This window comes from Micromonospora sp. LZ34 (assembly GCF_052981855.1).
This window is the reverse complement of sequence record NZ_JBRIQN010000014.1, coordinates 96,492-115,767: the sequence shown is the minus strand read 5'-3', so window position 1 is coordinate 115,767 and position 19,276 is coordinate 96,492. Positions and strand designations below refer to the sequence as shown.

18 protein-coding genes are annotated in these 19,276 nt (G+C 72.1%); 5 read left to right on the top strand and 13 right to left on the bottom strand.

The genetic code is table 11. The annotated features are described in order from the left end of the window. Positions 1-72 precede the first annotated feature (72 nt). Positions 73-1,140 carry an FUSC family protein gene (locus tag ACVCAH_RS17350; protein ID WP_447137183.1) on the bottom strand — a complete coding sequence of 356 codons (1,068 nt, stop codon included), beginning with the start codon at positions 1,138-1,140 and terminating at the stop codon, positions 73-75. Between the two features lie 328 nt (positions 1,141-1,468). On the opposite strand from ACVCAH_RS17350, the gene ACVCAH_RS17345 reads away from it, so the two are divergent. After that, positions 1,469-2,095 (top strand): universal stress protein, encoded by a 627-nt coding sequence (locus ACVCAH_RS17345; RefSeq protein WP_447137182.1) that lies wholly within the window; start codon positions 1,469-1,471, stop codon positions 2,093-2,095. Positions 2,096-2,359: 264 nt separating this feature from the next. Here ACVCAH_RS17345 and ACVCAH_RS17340 read toward each other — a convergent pair whose 3' ends face one another. From ACVCAH_RS17340 to ACVCAH_RS17315, 6 genes are all read right to left on the bottom strand, one after another. Next, the gene (locus ACVCAH_RS17340) at positions 2,360-3,607 is read right to left on the bottom strand and encodes a low temperature requirement protein A (RefSeq protein ID WP_447137181.1); all 1,248 of its coding nucleotides are present in this window, start codon (positions 3,605-3,607) and stop codon (positions 2,360-2,362) included. A 151-nt stretch (positions 3,608-3,758) separates the two neighbouring features. Beyond that, complete coding sequence (locus ACVCAH_RS17335) at positions 3,759-6,653, bottom strand: hypothetical protein (RefSeq protein ID WP_447137180.1); 2,895 nt, start codon at positions 6,651-6,653, stop codon at positions 3,759-3,761. 320 nt (positions 6,654-6,973) lie between these two features. Then, entirely contained in the window at positions 6,974-9,400 is a 2,427-nt protein-coding gene (locus ACVCAH_RS17330; protein ID WP_447137179.1) for a M14 family metallopeptidase, read from the bottom strand. A 291-nt stretch (positions 9,401-9,691) separates the two neighbouring features. Further along, positions 9,692-10,333 carry a LysE family translocator gene (locus ACVCAH_RS17325; RefSeq protein ID WP_447137178.1) on the bottom strand — a complete coding sequence of 214 codons (642 nt, stop codon included), beginning with the start codon at positions 10,331-10,333 and terminating at the stop codon, positions 9,692-9,694. Positions 10,334-10,336: 3 nt separating this feature from the next. Continuing rightward, the gene (locus ACVCAH_RS17320; RefSeq protein ID WP_447137177.1) at positions 10,337-10,603 is read right to left on the bottom strand and encodes a hypothetical protein; all 267 of its coding nucleotides are present in this window, start codon (positions 10,601-10,603) and stop codon (positions 10,337-10,339) included. Beyond that, on the bottom strand, positions 10,506-11,078 hold the full coding sequence (locus ACVCAH_RS17315; protein ID WP_447137176.1) for a metallophosphoesterase: 573 nt from the start codon (positions 11,076-11,078) through the stop codon (positions 10,506-10,508). Before ACVCAH_RS17315 ends, ACVCAH_RS17320 begins: the two co-directional genes overlap by 98 nt. Positions 11,079-11,172: 94 nt before the next feature. On the opposite strand from ACVCAH_RS17315, the gene ACVCAH_RS17310 reads away from it, so the two are divergent. After that, the gene (locus tag ACVCAH_RS17310; RefSeq protein WP_447137175.1) at positions 11,173-11,778 is read left to right on the top strand and encodes a CGNR zinc finger domain-containing protein; all 606 of its coding nucleotides are present in this window, start codon (positions 11,173-11,175) and stop codon (positions 11,776-11,778) included. A gap of 7 nt (positions 11,779-11,785) precedes the next feature. On the opposite strand, the gene ACVCAH_RS17305 is transcribed toward ACVCAH_RS17310, so the two are convergent. The 3 genes from ACVCAH_RS17305 to ACVCAH_RS17295 form a co-directional block, all read right to left on the bottom strand. Continuing rightward, a complete protein-coding gene (locus tag ACVCAH_RS17305) occupies positions 11,786-12,967 on the bottom strand; it encodes an NAD(P)/FAD-dependent oxidoreductase (RefSeq protein WP_447137174.1) in 1,182 nt (393 codons plus the stop codon). Positions 12,968-13,016: 49 nt separating this feature from the next. Next, entirely contained in the window at positions 13,017-13,877 is an 861-nt protein-coding gene (gene sigJ / locus ACVCAH_RS17300; RefSeq protein WP_447137173.1) for an RNA polymerase sigma factor SigJ, read from the bottom strand. Positions 13,878-14,103: 226 nt separating this feature from the next. Continuing rightward, on the bottom strand, positions 14,104-14,256 hold the full coding sequence (locus ACVCAH_RS17295) for a hypothetical protein (protein ID WP_447137172.1): 153 nt from the start codon (positions 14,254-14,256) through the stop codon (positions 14,104-14,106). 237 nt (positions 14,257-14,493) lie between these two features. Between ACVCAH_RS17295 and ACVCAH_RS17290 the strand changes: the two genes are divergently transcribed. Together ACVCAH_RS17290 and ACVCAH_RS17285 are read left to right on the top strand one after the other, a co-directional pair. Continuing rightward, positions 14,494-15,057, top strand: coding sequence for a dihydrofolate reductase family protein (locus ACVCAH_RS17290; RefSeq protein ID WP_447137171.1), 564 nt, complete (start codon positions 14,494-14,496; stop codon positions 15,055-15,057). A 223-nt stretch (positions 15,058-15,280) separates the two neighbouring features. Then, positions 15,281-15,484 (top strand): hypothetical protein, encoded by a 204-nt coding sequence (locus ACVCAH_RS17285; protein ID WP_447137170.1) that lies wholly within the window; start codon positions 15,281-15,283, stop codon positions 15,482-15,484. 8 nt (positions 15,485-15,492) lie between these two features. Here ACVCAH_RS17285 and ACVCAH_RS17280 read toward each other — a convergent pair whose 3' ends face one another. Both ACVCAH_RS17280 and ACVCAH_RS17275 read right to left on the bottom strand, forming a co-directional pair. Beyond that, positions 15,493-16,464, bottom strand: coding sequence for an SDR family oxidoreductase (locus tag ACVCAH_RS17280; RefSeq protein WP_447137169.1), 972 nt, complete (start codon positions 16,462-16,464; stop codon positions 15,493-15,495). A 108-nt stretch (positions 16,465-16,572) separates the two neighbouring features. Further along, complete coding sequence (locus ACVCAH_RS17275) at positions 16,573-17,310, bottom strand: alpha/beta fold hydrolase (protein ID WP_447137168.1); 738 nt, start codon at positions 17,308-17,310, stop codon at positions 16,573-16,575. Between the two features lie 123 nt (positions 17,311-17,433). On the opposite strand from ACVCAH_RS17275, the gene ACVCAH_RS17270 reads away from it, so the two are divergent. After that, a complete protein-coding gene (locus ACVCAH_RS17270) occupies positions 17,434-18,831 on the top strand; it encodes a hypothetical protein (protein WP_447137167.1) in 1,398 nt (465 codons plus the stop codon). 27 nt (positions 18,832-18,858) lie between these two features. Here the strand turns inward: ACVCAH_RS17270 and ACVCAH_RS17265 are convergent, their stop codons facing one another. Continuing rightward, positions 18,859-19,218, bottom strand: coding sequence for a VOC family protein (locus ACVCAH_RS17265; protein WP_447137166.1), 360 nt, complete (start codon positions 19,216-19,218; stop codon positions 18,859-18,861). Positions 19,219-19,276 lie beyond the last annotated feature (58 nt).

Here is a 19,276-nt window from a genome sequence, read left to right as displayed (position 1 = left end):
CTTCCCGGCACACCGGAGCCAACGTTATCCGCCACCGCGACGAACCGCCTGTCCGGGCGACGCCGAACACGCCTAGTACCCGGCGGCGGCCCGCCGGACCAGCCGCCGGGCCTCGTCCGGTGGCACGCCGGTGGCACGCAGCATGTCGGTGGCGACGGTACGTAGCTGCGACACGACGATAGTGCCGGAGAAGCCCATCTCCTGCCGGCACGCCTCGCCGACCTCCCGCACCGCGTGCAGCACCCGCTCCCGGGTCCGCGCGGGTTCCCGGGCGGTGAGGAACTCGCGGTGCAGCATCCGTGCGGCCTCGCCGACCCGTTCGACGGCGGCGGGCAGAGCGGCCGGTACCGGTTCCGCGTCACGCAGGGTGGTGCCGATGCGCCGCACCATGGCCCGGCTGTTGCGGAACGCCCGGTCCATGTGCTCGACGCCCCGCCCGTACGCGGCCAGCGTCCGTCGGCGGTGCCACCGCAGCGGGGACAACCGGACGACCTCCTCGGCGGCGGTCACCGCCTCGGCGAGCTGCTTCAGTTGCGGCTCGGCAGCGCGCATCCGGTCCAGGACACCGTCGGCGGCGCGGGCGTCGGTACGGGCCAGGGCTTCCGCCGAGGCGGTCAGCTGACGGGCGAAGGTGTCCAGCGCGGGATCCGCGACCCGGCGGACGGTGCGCAGTGGATTGAGCGGGGCGAGCACGAGCGCCACCAGCAGGCCTATCACTCCCCCGACCAGCGCGTTGACGGTCCGGGGCATTTCCAGATCCGGCGAGGTGGGGGTGAGCGTGGCGATCAGCACGGCGGTACCGCCGGCCTGGGTCATCAACGCGCCGGTGCCCCTGACCAACGCGGCCGCCGAGATGGCCAGGAAGACGATGGCCCCGGTCTGCCACGGCCCGGTGCCGAACAGCCGGATCAGCAGGTCGCCCACGGTGATGCCGAGCACCACGCCGATGATCAGCTCCCCGGTGCGGCGGGCCCGGTTGCCCAGGGCGGCGACGATCACAGCGACCGCCGCCGCCGGGGCGAAGGTCGGATCCGGGTTGCGCAGCACCTCACGCGCCACCAGCCAGGCCAGTGCCGCGGCGAGCCCGGCCAGCACCGCGAGGATGAGGTACGTCCGCAGCCGTCGGCAGCTCGACCGCACGGCGTCACCGAGTCGACTGCGCAGCGCCGTCCCTGCCCCTCCGTCCGCCGTCAAGCGCATCACCGGGCATACCCGGCCGCTCGGGGGCGGAACCTGCCGGCCGTCAGCCGGGGTGCGCCACCGAGCCGGTCAGTGCGGGGAATCGGCCCGCCGGATTGGATCCTGCACCCGCCGCGCAGTCCAGGCCGGTTCCTCGGACGCCCAGTCGGTCTGGTTCATCACCGGGACCTGCGTCTGGTCACTGCGCGGGCGTTGGCTTACCCGCCGCCACCCGGGGTAGTCACCGGTATGACCGGCCCGCCCGCACCGCCCGCGCCGCGGAGCCGCCGTGGCTGAGCTGGGTTGGGGCCTCCTGGCGATCGCAGTCTGGCTGGCGGCCGGGCTCGTCACCGCGGCGCTCTTCGTCACCCGCGGCGGGCACCGCAATCTGCTGTGGTACCTCGTCGGCGGGCTGCTCGGCCCGCTGTTCATCCCGATCGCCGTCGAGCGTGGCCGGGCCGCCCCACAGCGGATCGACGTCCGCTCCCGCGCACCGGCCCCGACCGGCGCCGGCCTGCGCGTGCTGGTCGGTCTGGACGGCTCACCCGACTCCGACCGGGCGCTGCGCGCCGTCGCCCACGCGCTGACCGGCACCACCAGCGAGCTGGTCCTCGTCACGGTGACCGACCCGGACCTGGCCGACCTCGATGCGGACGCCGAGCACCGGCGGGCGCGGCGGATGTTGGACGAGATCGCACGCACGCTGCCGGACGAGCTGCCCGCGGCGAGCACCGAGATCGTGGCCGGTCACCCGGCCGACGCCATCCTGGCCGTCGCCGACGCCCGCGACGTGGACCTGTTGGTGGTCGGGCGGCGCGGGCACGGGCTCGACGAGAAGTTGCTCGGCAATGTCGCGGAGGACCTGGCGCACCGCAGTACCCGCGCGGTGCTGCTCGGCAGCCTGCCCGGTCGCTGATCGCGCCATTTCCTCGTCCTGAGCCCGGGTAAGCCCGGTCACCGCACCGGCGGCGTGCGGCGGGAAACCACCTGGCGGCCATCGGCTTCCACGCCTCGCACGAACAGTTCCCGCCGAGCGCCCTGCCTCGCGGCCGGTAACCGGGACGCGCTGCACGCGATGCTGACCGAGTCGGCCGCCTCGATCACCGCGCGGGCAAGCCCGGTCTCCCGGGCCGGCAGGTCGATCGGGCGCCAGGCGGGTGACGGAGGACCGCGCGGGGCGTCAGCGGCCTGCCGCGGCCTGCCGCGCCGCCCGGTGGGCATCCGCACGGGTCACCACCTCGACCGCGACCAGCCCCACCGTAAGCGCCGTGACGACGGCGAGGCCTGCCAGCGCGGACAGCAGGCCGGCCACCGGGATCGTCACCGCGATCAGCACCGCCGTCGCGAGCCGCGACCAGCCGATGGTGCGTACCGACCGCCACTGGAACGCGGCGATGGCCAGCAGGTAGACGATCACGCCGAGACACAGCACGTACCAGCTCAGGCCGTGCCAGTGGCCAGCCACGCCCTCCGTGCCGGCGACCTCGAGCACCTCTTCCAGGCCGGCGGCGATCAGGATGATGCCGACGACCATCGGCAGGTGCAGGTACGTGTAGAGCCGCAGGGCGAGCACCACCCGTTCCGCTTCGGCGGCGCGGCGCAGCCGCTGTTCGGCGACGATCGAGGTGATGTCGAAGTAGATCCACCACAGCGCGGCGGTGACCAGCACACCCAGCGCGGCGCCCGTGACGACCGGCCAGGAGATCGGGTGGTCGGCCGCGCCGACGCCGAGCGCGACGAGCGATTCCCCCAACGCCACGATGATGATCAGCCGGTGTCGCTCGGCCCAGTACTCGGCCGAGAACAGCTGCCAGCCGCCAACTCCGGCGAGGAGCACCCCGCCGTATTCCGCCAGGAACGCTATCGCCCACAGCCCGGTGCGGGCGGCGATGACGTCGCCGGGATCGTCGAAGATCCGCTGGGGTACCAGCGCCGCGGTGAAGAGAAGGAACACACCGACGAACAGCGCCGCACCGAACCGGCGCTGCTGGTGGCGCCGCTCGACGTTCCCCGCGGCGAGGTGCAGGGACGCCACCAGGTGGGCCGCCCGTACCGCCGAATAGCAGGCCGCGAAGACGACCGGGCCCGACAGTCCGCCCGACAGGTCCACGAACGCCTCGGGAATGGTCAACGCCAGAACGAACATCACCGCGCTGACGGTGAGCAGCACCGTGCGCGTGAATCTCTCGTCGGACCGGCTCGCATTGCCCAGCCAGGTGTACGGAGCCCAGCACCACCAGAGCACGGCGAGCACAAGCAGGCCACGAAGCAGTCCCGGCCAGCTGAGGTCCTGCGTGATCAGGTCGGCGGCCTGGATGAAGGCGAACACGAAGACCAGGTCGAAGAAGAGCTCCGACGCAGTCACCCGGGCCCCGGCGACGCTCCCCTGCGGGCTCGGCGCTCCGGACGACCCGCCGCTGATCGCCATCCGGCCAGTTTGGCAGCCGTCGACCGGCCAGGTGGGTCAAACACCGTCCCCTGGGGACGACCTCGCACCGGGCCGGTGCCAGGACGACTGTCGCGAAATCCCGAGAGGTAGGGGCGCGGTGCCGGGCAGGATGGGCCCGGCACCGCCCGCCTCACGCCTGTGGGCCGGCCTGGTCGACCAGGTCTTCACCGCCGCCGCCGACAATCACGTCGGTGTCGGTGCCGCCGTCGATCCGGTCGACGCCCGGGCCGCCGGCAACGACGTCCGGGCCCGGGCCACCGAGCAGCACGTCGTCGCCGGGCCCCCCGACCAGCCGGTCCGCGCCGTCGCCGCCGCAGACCACGTCGTTGCCGCCGCGCCCGACCAGCACGTCCGCGCCGCCCCGGCCGGCGATGACGTCGTCGCCGGCCGTGCCGACCAGCCGGTCGGCGGCGTCGGTGCCGACGATCGTCGCCGGCCGGCCGTGGCACAGCGGCGCGCTGACGGTCACCGTGGTCTCGTGGGCGAAGTAGCCGAGGCCGTACGAGACGGTGACCGTGTCGCCCAGGGTCGCGCCGAGGGCGGCCAGGTCCAGCTCGACGGTGTACGTGGTGGCGTTCGGCCCGTCCTGCACCGCGACCAGGCGCTGCGGGGCGGCGTCGCCGATGCGGACCTGCACGTCGGCCCGGTCCAGCGCGGCGGCGTCGAGGTTGAGCGGCGCGGTCAGTCGTACGGCCGCCCGGCCGCCCTCGGGCACCCGGTCCACCGCGGTGCCGGCGGCGTCGACGACCCGCACGTCGGTGGCGTCGACCGCCCGCCAGGCCAGCGCCTCGTTCCACGCCGTGTTGAAGGTGACCCAGCCCTCGGAGTGGCCGATGTTGCCCACCGCCGGCGCGTACGGGTAGTGCGCGTTCTTCGGGCTGCCGTCGAGCACCCCGCGGGCGCCCTGGAGGCGACCGGCACCGCCCTGGAACTCGGAGTACCAGCCGCGTTCCACGCCCTCGAAGCCCCACTGCCCGGTCGGGCCACGGTATGAGGCGTGCCGGCCGGTGGGGTTGCGGCCGAAAATGTTGTCCACGTGCGCCACCGCGATCTGCCGCAGCCGGGCCGCGAGGGGGTCGTCGCCGAGCACCCGCGCGGCGGCCAGCGCCGGGGCGGCGAAGCCGGCGACGTTGCCGGTCTCGTTCGGGTCGCTGGCCGACCCGCCGCCGGTGAACGGCGGGATGGTCCACCGGTCCGCGGAGTACTTCCGGAAGTCCCACAGGTTCGCCGAGCGCTGCGCTGCCACCTCGGCCCAGGCGCGGATGAACTCCCGGGTGCCGGCCGGCGTGGCGTCGGGGCGCCGTTCCAGCAGCCGGGCGAGGCCGGTGACCAGGTGGTACTCCCCCTGCCGCTGCCCCTTGGTGACGGTCGGGTCGGCGACGTCGAGGTGGTCGACCAGCCAGGCGGCCTGGGCCCGGGCGGCGGCCAGGTAGCGGCCGGCGTCGGCGCGCCCCTCCCGCACGGCCACCTCGTGCATCATCACGTTGGGCCAGACCGAGTGGCCCGGCGGCAGCTCGCCCTTGCCGGAGCCGACCTGGGTGTAGACCTGCAACAGGTTCGCGGTGTGCGGGGTGGTGTCGTACCAGGCGAACCGGTCCTTCGCCGGGTCGTCCCAGATCGGGAAGAGATAGTCGCGGGCCCGCTCGTAGACCTGGCGGGGGATGTACTCGGCCAGGTACGGATAGGCGTAGAGGAAGGCGGCGAGCTGCTCCTTGAGCAGGGTGTGGTTGACCCGCCCGCCGAGGTACACCTCGACCGCCCAGTGGATCAGCCGGACGATCTCCGGGGTGTCCGCCGGCAGTTGCACCGGCAGCCCGACGTACCGCGCCTCGGGGTCGGTGATCCGGGCGAACGCCGACGGGTTGGCCAGGTACATGTCGATCAGCGAGGGCAGCTCGAAGGACATCTGGTGCGAGTCGCGCCAGCCGACGCCGAGGTAGCAGTTCTGCGGGTCGGTGCCGCCGTAGGTCATCCGGCTGAAGTCGCCGTAGTAGCAGCGGACATCGGTCATGAACTGCACCGCCCGCCGGTACGACACCCGCTCGATCCAGTCCGCGCCGATGCCGAACGGCACGGACTCGCCGGTGCCGGCCGCGCCCTCGACCACCACCGTGTACGGCCCGGCGTCGGCCGGATCGAAGCCGGTGAAGTCACCCACCTGTCCCTGGACGGTGCCCTGGTGCCGGACGACCCCGGCGGCGTCCACGACCCGGAACGGGTCGCCGTTGACGGCCCGCGGGGCGGTGAACCTCTTGGCCTGGCCGAGGTTGTAGCCGCTCTGGTTGACCAGCACCGGCTGGTCGGCGTCCGGCTCGCCGGGCCCGGTCCAGGAGCAGCCGGCGGGAGTGGTCGGATGGCCGGCGGGCGGAGCGGTGAGGGCGGTGACCGCGACGGCGGCGAAGGACGCCTTGGCGTGGTAGACACCGAGGCCGATGGTGCCGCCGGCGGTGGGCGAGGCGACGACCGCGACCCGCTGCGCGTCGATCTCCACCACCGAGATGTCGTTGGCCCGGCGGATGACCAGGTCGTGCCACTCCCCCTGGCGCAGCGGGGCGGCGCCGCGGCAGACGTTCTGCGTCAGCGGGCGGGCGATCTGCACGCCGGACCAGCCGGTGAGCTGCGCGGCCAGGTTGTTCTGGGTGACACCGTACGGCTCGCGGAAGTCGGTCAGCACGGACACGGTGGGCGAGTCGCTGGTGGCCTCGACCCGGACGCGGGTGCGCAACTCGTACGCCGCCGGCAGGCCGACCGGTGTGGTCGGGGTGAGGTAGCGGCCGGAGGACTGGGTGCGGGTGTCGACCGAGACGTAGCCGAACTCGGCGGTGCCGGCCGTCCACTCGGCCAGCGATCCGGTCAGCGCACGCCACCGGGTGAGTCCGGTGGTGAAGTCGTCGGCGAAGAGTGGCGCTCCGGCGGCGGCCGGCGCGGCGACCGCGGCCGGGGACAGGGCCACGGTCGCCGTCAGGATCGACGCCAGGACGGCGGTGATCCGTCGGCGCCGGCGGGTGGTGGGTCGAGCAGCCATCTCAGCTCCTTCGCGGCGGCATCCCTCCGGCAGGTTGCCGCCCCGACAACCAGATTGTGAGGCGCGCGCTGCACGTTGGAGCCAATGCCAGACGGATATCGGAAGATGCTTGCGACATGTGCGACCGTAATGCGCCTGCTGCACGACGTCAATCAATCTGAAGCATCAGAGTCGGGTGTGGACTCCGCACCCGAGCGACGTCGGTCTCGGCCAGGGGCGGGAGCGCAGTCAGGGGCTCCCAGCGGCCGAACCCGATGAAACGGCAGGGTGCGCCGGGGCGGAAGCCCTGGCGCACCCCTCGCGGTGTCCGACTGTCAGCCCTACGGCAGGGCCGCGATGCCCTTGCGGTAGTTGTTGCCGTTGCCGTCCGGGAGGTAGTTGTTCTCGACGTTGCCCGCCGAGTCCACCGAGAACCAGTGCACCCGGGTGCCGGCCGGGACGGTCAACGTCTCCCCGCCCTCCCGGATGCCGGCGGAGCCGTACAGCGTGGAGCTGTACGTCGGCGCGGCGCTGTCGAGGGTGTAGAAGACCGCGGCCGCTTCGCTGGTCTCGAACGTCACGTTCAGCATGCCCGGCGTCGAGCTCGGCGCGACCTTCAGGGTGCTTTCCGGCCGCTGCTTGTCCTTGGCGAAGTCACGGGCCACCCGCATCATCTCGACCAGCCCGTTGGCGAACTCCATCGCCTCGGCGTGCGCCTCCTCCCACTCGGGTTGGAACGAGGTGCCGACCTCGAAGTTCCAGGCGTAGATGCCGTACTTGTACCAAAGCATGTCCCCGGAGTTGCCCGCCGCCGAGTAGAGCACGTCGGAGATCGGGCCGGTGCGCGCCGGGGTGACCGCCATGTTCCGGTGCCGCTTGATGGCGGTCAGAATCCGCGACGAGGCGCCCCAGAACGCCGACTCCTCGGCCAACGTCGGCCGCGGCGCCGAGACCCGGTCCGGCAGGGCGTACGCGCCGGGCGACCACATGAAGTAGTTGCCCGAGGAGTGCAGGTTCATCGAGAACCTGATGTTCGGGCGCGCGGCCAGCCAGTCCAGGTTCCGGTTCTCCGGCTCGGACAGCTCGCTCGGGCCGGCGTAGGTGCCGCTGGTGCAGCTCGACGACGCACCCGAGTAGCCGTCGAAGAGGCTGTACTCGGTGTAGTTGCGGTTGTTGTCCACACCCCACGAGTTGCGGGCCAGGAAGTCGGCCGACCCGGTCAGCGGGCAGTGGTTGGTCATGTTCTTGCGCTGCGAGTTGAAGTCGTAGAACGAGTAGTGCCCGCCGTCCGGGTTGACCGACGGGGCGATCCAGATGTCGAGGTTGTTCAACAGCTGCTTGGTCTGCCCGTCGTGGGCGTAGTTGCGCAGCAGCCGCTCGGCGGTCTCGACGGTGACCAGCGGCGGCACCCACTCCCGGGCGTGCTCCTGGGCGTAGGCGAGCACGCCGAGCTTCGAACCGTCGCGGTGCTTGCCGATCCGGATCGCGTACACCGGGTGCGGCTCGCGGGAGACGCTGGCCGGCGCGCTCAGCCCGTCGGTGAGCTGGGTCCGCGCGGCCGGCGCGACCACGCCGGTGCCCGGGCTGCCCCGATAGGTGTACGCCCGCAGCAGCGATCCGGCGCCGGCGTTGAGCGCCGCGACGACCTGGGCGGCGGTGCTGGTGACCGTGCCCGCGCCGTCGGTGCCCAGGGTGACGCGCACCGCGTTACCGGTGACGGCCACCGACAGCGGCGTGTTCGCCGCACCCGGGTCGACCAGCTCCACGGAGAGGTCGTTGCCGCCCTGGTGCCCCCAGGCCAGCGAGTCGACCGCGACCCGGCTGGCGGTGGCGGTGCCGAGCACCGCCTGCGCGTGCCGCCGGTAGCCGTTGGTCTTGTACGGCAGTTCGACGATCTCGGCCAGGTCCGGGAACTCCGCGGCCAGCTGGTGGATCCGCGCGTACAGCTCGGTGGGCGTCAGGTAGCTGGTGACGAAGTCCTTCTGGTAGCCCGGGCCCTCCGGGCCGGTGCCCGGGGTCGGCAGCCACTCCTGCACCTTGGCGATCGCCACGTCACCGGTCGGGCTGGTGATCCGGATGCGGTCGGGGCGGCTGGTCACCGTCGCGGCGCCGCGGTGGTAGAGGTAGACGCCGGCGTCGACGAAGCGCGAGATGGTCTGCGTGCCGCCGGAGCCGAACTCGGTGCCCGGGCCGCTGTCCCGCTCGACGGTCAGCGCGTTCGTGGCCGTCTGTCCCTGCGCCCACTTCGCCTCCACGGACAGGATCTGGCTGGTCCCGGAGGTGTAGTAGTCCGCGCGGATGATCTTCACGTCGGAGACGTCCGGCGCGGTCGGGTCGGCCGCCGCGGCGGCGAACTGCCGGTTCTCGGCGGTGTGCTCGGCGATCGTCGCCTCGCGTTCCGCCACCCGCTCCCGCGCGTCAGCGGGCCGGTGCACCACCTTGCCGAGCCGGAAGCCGGCCGCGGTCAGCGCCGCGCCCTCGCTGGCCGTGATGACCGCGTGCGCGACGACGCCGTCCTCGGTGTGGGCGACGTGGTGGTCGAGGTCGACGCCGGTGGCGACGAGGGCGTCCAGTTGGGCGGTGTCGGCGAGCAGCACCTCGACGACGTTCGCCTCCTCGTCGCCGACCCGGACCAGGTCGACGGAGGGCGGGGCGGCCGGCGCGGTGGCCGAGGCCGGGCTGACCAGCAGCACCACGGCCATCGCCCCGGCCAGCGCGGCGGGCAGGGGAAGGCGGCGTCGCCACAGGGGAGCTAGGGGATCACGCATCTGTCGACCCTTCTGTTTCTCGGCATGGGTCACCGAATGAGATGGCCGAGGGGCCCGCCCGGGGTACGCGGCTCCGCCCCGCTGATCGCGCGCCTGCGGCGCCACGACACAAAGGAAGGTGGTGGTGTCCGGTTGCGGCGGACCGGCGCTGCCCGCATCGCCGAGTTGCGGAGGCGTCGTCGAACTGGTGGACGAATGGCTGTTCCGGTGGCGGTCGGTGGACTGAGGCAATCCTCAGTGTCGACAAAGTGGTCTGTCAATCCCCCGGTAAGGCCCGGTCTGGGGTACCGGTCAGTTCAGCGCGGACCGGAAGCCCAGGCCGACGAGGACGGCGCCGGTGAGACGGTCCAGCGCGCGGCGCACCCTCGCCGTGCGGAACAGCCGGGCGGCCGCGCCGGTGACCGCGGTCCAGCCGGCCAGCCATCCGGTGTGCAGCAGGGCGTGCGCGGTGGCCAGCAGCAGCATGGGGACGAGCACCGGCTTCGCCGGATCGAGGAACTGCGGGGCCAGGGTCAGGTAGATGGCGGCCGCCTTGGGGTTCAACACGTTCCCGAGCAGCCCCTGCAGGTACGGATGCCGGGCGCGCCCCGGCGGCCGACGCCATCCGGCCCGCGCGGTCGTCGCCTCATGCCCGGCGGACGGCGGGCGGGCGGCGGAGAACAGCAGCCAGAGACCCAGCCCGACGAGATAGCCGGCGCCGGCCAGCTTGACGATCCAGAACGCCTGCGACGAGCGCAGCACCAGCGCCGCCAGGCCGACCGCTGCCAGCACCGCGTGCACGTACAGCCCGGTCACCGTACCGAGGATCACCCACCAGCCCTGCCGACGGCCGCCGGCGCCCACCCGCGAGACGACCAGCGCGAAGCTGGTGCCGGGCGTGAGCGTGATCGGCGCGACGGCGAGCGCGAAGCCCAGCACACCCACCCCGGTCACGGGTCAGACCACCACCCGGTAGTGGGTGGTCAGCAGCCCGGTGTCGTCGTACACGTGGAAGGCGACGCCGGGTGGTTGCCGCTGGTCGGTCAGCGGTCCCTCGCCCTCCCACGGCATCCGCAGGGTGGAGACCACGCCCGGCGCGATGCGCAGCGGGCGGCCGGCGAAGGTGCTAGCCGCGGCGGTGTGGAAGTGCCCGGTCAGGACGGCGACGACCTGCGGATGGGCGGCGACCAGGTCGGCGAGCGGGTCGACGGACAGCAGCCGCATGTCGTCGATGACGGTGCAGCGCGACCGGCGGGTGGTGGAAGGCGATGAAGACCGGGACGTCGGCCGCCAGCGAGGCGAGCTGCTCGCGCAGCCATCCCATGGTCTGCTCGTCCAGGTGGCCGTCGTCGCGTCCCGGAATGCTGGAGTCGGCGAGCAGGAAGGTGGCACCGGCGACGTCGTGCCGGCTGTTGATCGGCTCGTCACCGCCGTTCGCCTCGCCCAGCAGCCCCGCGCGGTAGGCCTCGCGCACGTCGTGGTTGCCCGGGCAGACCAGCACCGGGTACGGCGACGCGAAAAGCTTCGCGGCCAGGTCGTACTCGGACACCAACCCGTGGTCGGCGATGTCCCCGGTGATCAGGATGGCGTCGACCGGGCGGGCCAGGTTGTGCAGGTAGTCCATGACCCGGGCGGTCCGCTCGGCCGAGCGCGGGTGGTCGTCGAGGTGGGTGTCGCTGAGGTGCGCGATGGTCAGCACGATGCCCCCTAATGGGTCTCGGCGCTTTTAGCGTTAGGGACGCTACACTGGCGTCCTGGAGATCCACAAGACGGCGGCGACGCCGGGAGGCTCGATGTCTGTGCAGCTCACGCTCGCCCTGGCCGGCACCATCCGGCACGACGGCAACGGCGGCGTGACCGACGACCTCGCCGACATCGCCGGGCTCGCCCGTTGGCTGCGCGAGCAGGCCGAACCGCTGCGGCACTACGACGACGACCTCACACCGCCGGCCGAGCCGCCCGACGAGCAGACCCGGCTCGACGTGGTCGCGCTTCGCCGTGCCGTCCGCACGCTGCTCGCCCGCGCGGTCGCGCCGGCTGCGCCCAGCCGGGCCGACCAGTCGTCACTGCTCACCCCGGCGGACGCGGTGCGCCACCTCAACGACGCCGCCGGACGGCTGCCCACCAGGCCGCGGCTGCACTGGCCGGACGAGGCGGCGCCGACGCTGACCCGGCACGCGGGCCCGGCGGAGCTGCGGGTACGGCTCACCGCGGCGCTGGCCCGCGGCGCCGTCGACTTCCTCGCCAGCCCGGCGCGGGAACAGCTTCGCGCCTGCCCGGCGCCGCGCTGCGTACGGTACTTCGTCAAGGAGCACGCACGTCAGCAGTGGTGCAAGCCGTCCTGCGGCAACCGCGCCCGGGTGGCACGCCACTACCAGCGGAGCCACCCGGAGCGGTAGCCGCGCGCTAGGCGGTCAACGGCCGGTTGCGCCGGCCGCCGGTGGTGCTCAGCATGCGGGCCGAGATGGCGATCCGCTTCGCCAGCCCGTAGGTCTTGATCGGGCTGCTGCTGACGGTCTCCTTGTAGAGCACGGCTGCCCGGCCGGTGAGCATCCAGCGCCGCGGAGTGTCGTCGCCGTACGTGAACTGGATGACCGCGTCCCTGCGCCCGAGGCTGACCGGCTGGTGGATGTAGCCGAACCGGAACGGCTTGAGCCCCTTGCCGCGCACCTGGCGGGCGACGTTCTCGGCGACGTGGGCGGCGGTCGGCAGGCCGCTCTGGCACGTGCCGTGGATGACGCCGTAGGCCTGCCGGACCGCGGCGGCATCCCCGACGGCGTAGATCTCCGGGTGCGACACGGAGCGCAGGGTGGCGTCGGTGACGATCCGGCCGGTCTCGTCGGTGGCGATCCCGGCCTCGGCTGCCAGCGGCGCCACGCGCACCCCGGTGGTCCACAGGGTCCCGTCGCCCGGCACGACCTCGCCTCCGGCCAGTTCGACACCCTCCGGCAGCACCTTGGTGACCTCGACGCCGGCGCGGACGGTCACGCCCAACCGGTCGAGCGACGCCCGCAGATAGGCCCGGGCCCTGGCGCCCATCATGGCGCCCGGCTCGCCCCGGCTCAGCAGCGTCACGGTGACGTGCGGGTAGCACTCGGCGATCTCGGCCGCCGCCTCGATCCCGGTCAGCCCACCCCCGCACACCAGGAAGGTTCCCCGGTCCGCGGTCTTGAGGTGCTCGGCCATGCGCTGCGCGCGCTGAGGGCTGTTGAGGGTGTAGGCGTGAGCGTCGGCTCCCGGAACGCGGGCGGTGTCGGTGGTGCTGCCGATCGCGTAGACCAGCGTGTCGTAGTCCACGGCGATCCGATCATCCACAGTGACCGTACGCGCGGCGGTGTCGATGCCGGTTGCCCAGCCCTGGACGAAGGCGATCCCGGTGCCGCTCAACAGTTCCGGGATGCGGTGCTCGGCGAGCTGCTGTCCGGTCGCGATCTGGTGCATCCGCAGCCGCTCGGTGAACCGCTCCCACGGGTTGATCAGTGTCACGTGCACCCGACCCCCGCCCCGGCGCGCCGCCCCGAGAGCCGCCAGCATGCCGGCGTACCCGGCGCCGACAACAACGATTCGCGTCCGCTCTGTGTTCGTCATGCCCCACGGACGGGAACGCCGCGCGGCGTGTGAGCTGCTGTGACCGGCGTCACATCCCGGCGACGGCGGTGAGCTTCTCCGGGTTGCTGATCAGATGGATCTCCCGGGCGCGCCCGTCGACGAGGTGCAGCACGACGACCGCCACCGGGGTCTCGGCCGAGTAGATGACGACGCCGGGGCCACCGTTGACCTCGGCGATGACCACGCGCGGCGACTCCGGCATGCGCCCGGCGAACGTGACCAGCGCCCGCGCCACCAAGTCGATGCCGTCGATCGCCTTGCGGGGCGCGGGTGCCAGGCCGCCGCCGTCGCAGACCAACCTGACGTCGGGCGCGAGCACCTCCATCAGGGCGGCCAGGTCACCGCCCGCACTGGCCGACATGAACGACTCGGTGACCTTGCGCCGCGTCCCATGGTCGGTGTCATAGCGTCGGCGGCGTCTGCTCACGTGCTCGCGCGCCCGCACCGCCGTCTGGCGTACCGACTCCGGGGTCCGGTCGACGATGTCGGCGATCTCGTTGTGGGAGTAGCCGAACGCCTCGTGCAGCACGAAAACCGCCCGCTCCAGCGGCGACAACGACTCCAGGATGAGCAGCATGGCCAGCGACACCGACTCGGACCTGGCCACGTCGTCGGCGACATCGGGCGTGGTGAGAATCGGCTCGGGCAGCCACGGTCCGACATACGACTCGCGCCGGGCCGCCGCGCTGCGCAACCGGTCGATGGCCAGCCGGGTGGTCACCCGGACCAGATAGCCCTCCGGGTTCTCGACCTGTGCGGTGTCGACAGCACTCCACCGCAGCCAGGCGTCCTGCACCACGTCCTCGGCATCGCTGAAGCGACCCAGCACCCGGTAGGCGACGGCCACCAGGAGTGAGCGATGTTCGGCGAAGGCCTTGTCGTGTCGCATCCGCCCAGCATCGCCGAAGCCCGTCGCCCGCTCAACGCCCTAGATCTTGGCCGAGCGACCATCCGCGCCGCTCGGCCTGCTGGTCGCGGGCCCGGGTATCGCCAACCAGATCCCTGCCCAGGCCCGCGACTACCTCATCCGCTACGGCCAGCTACGCGACCGGTATCGACCTGGCGCGGGCAGCCTCCTGACTGCAACGCGGCTCGTTGCTTTCGCTTGGCGGCGCTCACTGAACCTTTCCGGGTGAGTAGCCCAGGTCGGCCAGGGCGGACAGCTCGGCGACCACGCCGGCGAGGGTGGCCAGCATGTCGTGGCGGCGCCGTTGGGGCCGCCACGTCCAGTCGGTCGATGCGTACCACTGTGCCGTCGACGATGACATCGCTGTAGCCGGCGGCCAGGGCCGCGATCAGCGCGCCGCGCAGGGGCGGCGGCGCGCCAGCACGAACAGCCCTTCATGCAGTACACGGTCTCGCAGAGGCACGGGAGTACCGCCTGGTATGTCACAGTGTTGTCCACGTGAAGCCCCAGGAAGAAGGAAGGAGAGCCCGATGTCAAGCTCAACGGTGAACTTCATCGCGTTCATCGTCCGTCGCTCCGGTGGGATGAGTGTGAAGCCATGCTGATCTGCTCGATGAGCGTCTCGGTGGACGGCTTTATCACCGACCGCGAGGGCGGGTTCGGGTGGACGGCCCCTAGCGAGGAGCTGTTCCGTTTCCACCTCGCGCAGGTACGCGAGCTCGGCGGCTATCTGTTGGGTCGCAGGCTTTACGAGACCATGCTGGTGTGGGAGACGGATCCGTCGATGCGCGACAACGAGCTCGGGGCCGCGTTCGCCGACGTCTGGTGCGCTATCCCGAAGGTCGTCTTCAGCCGCACGCTCGACAGCGTTCAGGGCAACGCCCGGCTCGCCGAGGGGTCGGTGACCGAGGAGGTCGCTGCCGCGCTCGACGCGACCGACAAGGACGTCTCGATCGGCGGCGCCGGCCTGGCCGCGGCAGCGATCGAGCTCGGCCTCGTCGACGAGCTGCGCATGTTCCGCTATCCGGTCGTCGTCGGTGGCGGCACGCCCTTGCTGCCGCCGGTCACCGAAGACGTTCGGCTAGACCTGCTCGAGACCAGGACGTTCGGCTCGCGCGTGATCTACGAACGCTACGGCCGCGCCCGCGATGAGTCGGACTGACACCGCCGTCCGAGTCATCAGCGCCTCGCCGGACCGGGCATTCGCCGCGCTGGGGGCACCGCGACGCACCTTCCCGCTGTGCTGCTACTGCCGTTCATGCTCAGCAAGATCGCGGTGTGGATGCTGCCGGTTGCCGGCCCGCCCGCGGCGGCAGCCCGGGCGATCCGCCGGCTGCTGGCCGGCCGGGTTGCATGGCCGGCACGGGCGTGGGTAGCCGGCAGACATGACTGGTTCGGTTGCGCATCTGCACGGCGGGCCGCTCGACGGGATGGACCGGCAACTCGCCGGAGCCGCCGACGAACTCGTGGAGTTCACCCATGAGACCCGCGACGGCACCTGGTACGTGGAGTACCGCAGGGATCGCCGCGCCGATGACGGGTGGCACTACGAAGCGACCGGCGGAATGGACAAACAGGACGAAGAGTAGACGGCAGCTCATCGCCGCCATCGGCGAAGCGCGGCTGCGGCCGTCCCGACCAGAAGTGTCCCGACAGTCGCCGCAATCCGTCGGGCTCTCACTTGCCGGCCGCTCCAGCCACCCAGGGTTGCCTCGGACTCGAGGGCCGGCCGGTACAGGTTCCCGACGTTGGCCGGCTCAGGCCGCCGCATGAGGTGCTTCCGGTCGACCTGAATGGCCATCATCCGCTCGACCAGGCCGGGAGCCAGCCGGGACTGCAGGAGCAACGCGTGGGCCATGGTCCCGACGGCCACCTCGCGCCGGGGCAGCCGCACCAGGTTCACGATGGTCCGCGCGACCCGCTCCGGCGGGTACACCGGGGGCATGGCGCGCACCGCCCGTCCGGTGTAGTTGGCGGCGTGCTGGAAGATCGGTGTGTCGATCGTCGCCGGCAGAACGGTGCAGACGTGGATTCCGGAGGCGCCCTCCAACTGCAGTTCCTGCCGCAGGCTGCCGCTCAGCGCCCGGATCGCGAACTTCGCCATCGTGTACGCGTGGGTGTACGGCTGCGTGACCACTCCGACCACCGATGACACGTTGACCAGCACGCCGTGACCCTGGTTCCGCATCACGGGCAGTGCCGCTCGGGCTCCGTACACGTAGCCCATCACGTTGACGTCGAGAACCCGCCGGAAGTCCTCCTCGGGAACGTCCTGAAACCGCCCGAAGGCGCTCACCGCGGCGTTGTTGACCCAGACGTCGATTCGCCCGTACCGCTGGAGGGTTCGCTCGGCCAACTCCCGCACCGCCTGCGGGTCGCTGACGTCGGTCGGCACCGCGATCGCCTGCCCGCCGCGCCCCACGCACTCCTGGACGACGTCGTCCAGGGCGGCGTCTCCCCGCGCCGCCAGGGCGAGGGCGTTGCCCTGATCGGCGAAGGCATGGGCGGTGGCCCGGCCGATGCCGCTGGACGCCCCGGTGACGACGACGACGAGATCCCGTGTCCGCATGGGCGCCGGATACCCACCCCCGCCGGGTCAACCCCTATCGGCAGCCGGCCGATGAGCTGTCCGGCCGAACACGGCGGGGCGCGCTTCCCGTCACCGGTTGGCTGACGGTCAACAAACCCTTGTCGCGAAGCGGCGTATCGGCTCCGACCACGCGGTCGGGTCCCGCCACGGGAAGGTGTGGGCGCCGGCGACTTCGACGTACTCGCCCGTCGGCGACATGGCAGCCAGCCGGCGGCCCCACCGGGAAGTACTGATCATGTCGTCCCGGCCCCGGATGACCAGCAACGGAACCCGGAGACGGCTCACCGGTTCCTCGATCGGGTGGTCGAGGTGCACGCGTGCCAGGTGCAGCATGCGGCGAAGCCCTGCCCGCTTCCATTCGGGGCGGTGCGACTCGGTCAGCCCCGGTGGCTCGCGGCGTCCGTCCAGACGCCACCGGATGAGCAGCCGCAGCGGGCTGCGAGCGACGGGATCTATCGTGGGGCTGGCCAGGACGACACCACGCACGTCGGGGTGGTCGACCGCGGCCTGCGCGGCAATCTGGGTGCCGCTGGAATGGCCGGCGAGTACGACCGGGCCGAGGCGGCGGGCGGTGAGCCACTCGGCGACGGCACGACCGAACTCCGCCACGATGAGTTCGTGCGGCGGCTCGCCACTACCGGCGAAGCCGGGTAGTTCGACCAGATGCGCCCGGGTCCACTCGCCGAGAGCGCCGAGGCCCGGCATCAGGTAGTCGGCCACTCCCATGCCCTGGACGAGCACCACCTCCGGCACATCGGATCGCGGCTCGCCGACCGCCCGGCTGCGCATCCGACCCAGCGAGCCGTCGTGGTACGACGTCGCCACGTCCGTCGGGAACGGTGGGGCGTATGGCTGAGGCTTGCTCCGCATACCCGGGGTTACCCGACAGCTGCGGACGGAATCGGGCGTACCGGGCGACTTTCGGGGTAACCGCCCGCGGGAGGTGAGATGAAACTACCCCGTGAGGTGGCCGCCTTCGACTCCGCTTCCGCGATGGTCATGTCAACTGCCCGCTTCCTGCGTGACCGCGACACGCCACCGATGGGCAGGCCGGCGGGCCGCCTCCTGCGTCCGGTGGCCGCCGCCGCGACCCGGCTCCCGGTCCGGCTGCGGGAGACGATCTACAGCCTGGCCAGCGGTGCCGAGGGGCGGCCGGCGGCGCGGATGGCGACCCTCGACATCGAGGACGTCGCCGCCCGGATCGTCGACCTCTACCCCCGGCGCCGGTATCCGGCGGTGGTCGTCGGCTCGTCCAACGGGGCGCTCGTCCATCTCTGCGCGGCCCTCGGTATCGCGTGGCTGCCCCAGACGGTTCTGCTGCCGCTACGTCAGCGGCAGGTGGCGCCGGACGATCCGATGCGCGCCGTGCACGCCTTCGACACCACCGCCCAGGCGCTGCTGGCCCGCAACCCCGACTTCGTCCTGCACCACCTGCACGATCCGAACCAGGATCGGTTGACGTCGCGGCGGATGGCCTACTTCCGGGTGAAACGCACCCGGCTCGGACCCGTGTACGAGCGGTTCCTGAACCGGACGCTCGAGGCCGGCGGCGTGCTCGTGCTCGCCGAGTGCACCCGGCGATGGCCGACGACCCGCGTCGGCGAGCGGCATGTCTTCCAGTTCGGTGCCGTCGGCGGCCTGGAGCCCTCGCAGTACCGCGAGGGCGACCCACGAACAGCCGCGTACCTGCGCCGCTACGGAGTTGCGCGGACCCGGTGGGAGGCGCCGACGCCGGACGGCCAGAGCCCTGAGGCGGAGTGGGGGTTCGAACCGGCACTCCGGGACGACGCGATCGCGTTCGCCCGCCGGCACGGCTACCAGGTGCGGCGACTGGTCTTCGACGACCCCGAGGACCTCAGCCCGCTCGTCGCCGACCTGTACCGCTGGTGGTACCGGGAGCGGGGCCTGCCAGCCGATCGACTGCTGGTGGAATCGTTCATCCTCATCGACCCCTGGTGGGCGCTGCGGACGGGTTGCGTGCCCTACTGGAGCACCTTCCCCGTCCAGTCCTCCGTCGACGCCCTGGCCCGCTATCTCGACCAGTCGGACACCTACGACCACCTCCACCTCGCGCTGTTCTGCCACGGTGTGGAATCGGTGGGACTGGCATCGGTCGACCAGTGGCACCGGCTGCTGCGACGCGCGGGGGTGGCGGGATCGTTCGCCGGCGTGGACCCTCGTCGCTACCCGAGTGACCTGTCCACCTTCTTCCGTTTCCAGTCGGCCCTGCGGGCCGTACCCGCCCGGTACCCGATGCCTGAGCCGCTCGCGCTGCGGGAGTTCGACGCATTCGTCGCGCAGCACGGCCATCGCTACCCAGCCGTGACGCTGAAGGCTGTCGAGTGAGGGTGCCGGCGTATCCCGATTAGGTGCTCAGAGGACCTGGGTCAGGTTGACCATGTTGCCGTCCGGATCGTGCACGTGCGCCACCCGCTGCCCCCACGGCATGTCGTTCGGCGGGCCGAGCACCCGCCCACCGGCGGCCACCACGTCGTCCAGCAGGCCGTCCACGTCGTCGACCTCGACGCTGAGCAGGATCCGTGCCGGGGTGGACAGGTCGGTCTCCGGCTGGTCGACCAGCCCGAGTTCCGAGTCGCCCAGCCGGAGACCCACGAAGAAGGGCGGTCCGTCAGCCGGGAACCGTCGGATCTCCACGGCGCCGAACAGACGCTGGTAGAACGCCTGCAGGCGGGCCAGGCCGGGCGTACTGATGATGGGTTGGACCGTCGTCATGCCTGCTCCTCCGGTTGGGTCAGTTCCGTTCACCAGGGCATACGTTCCGGCGCCCGGA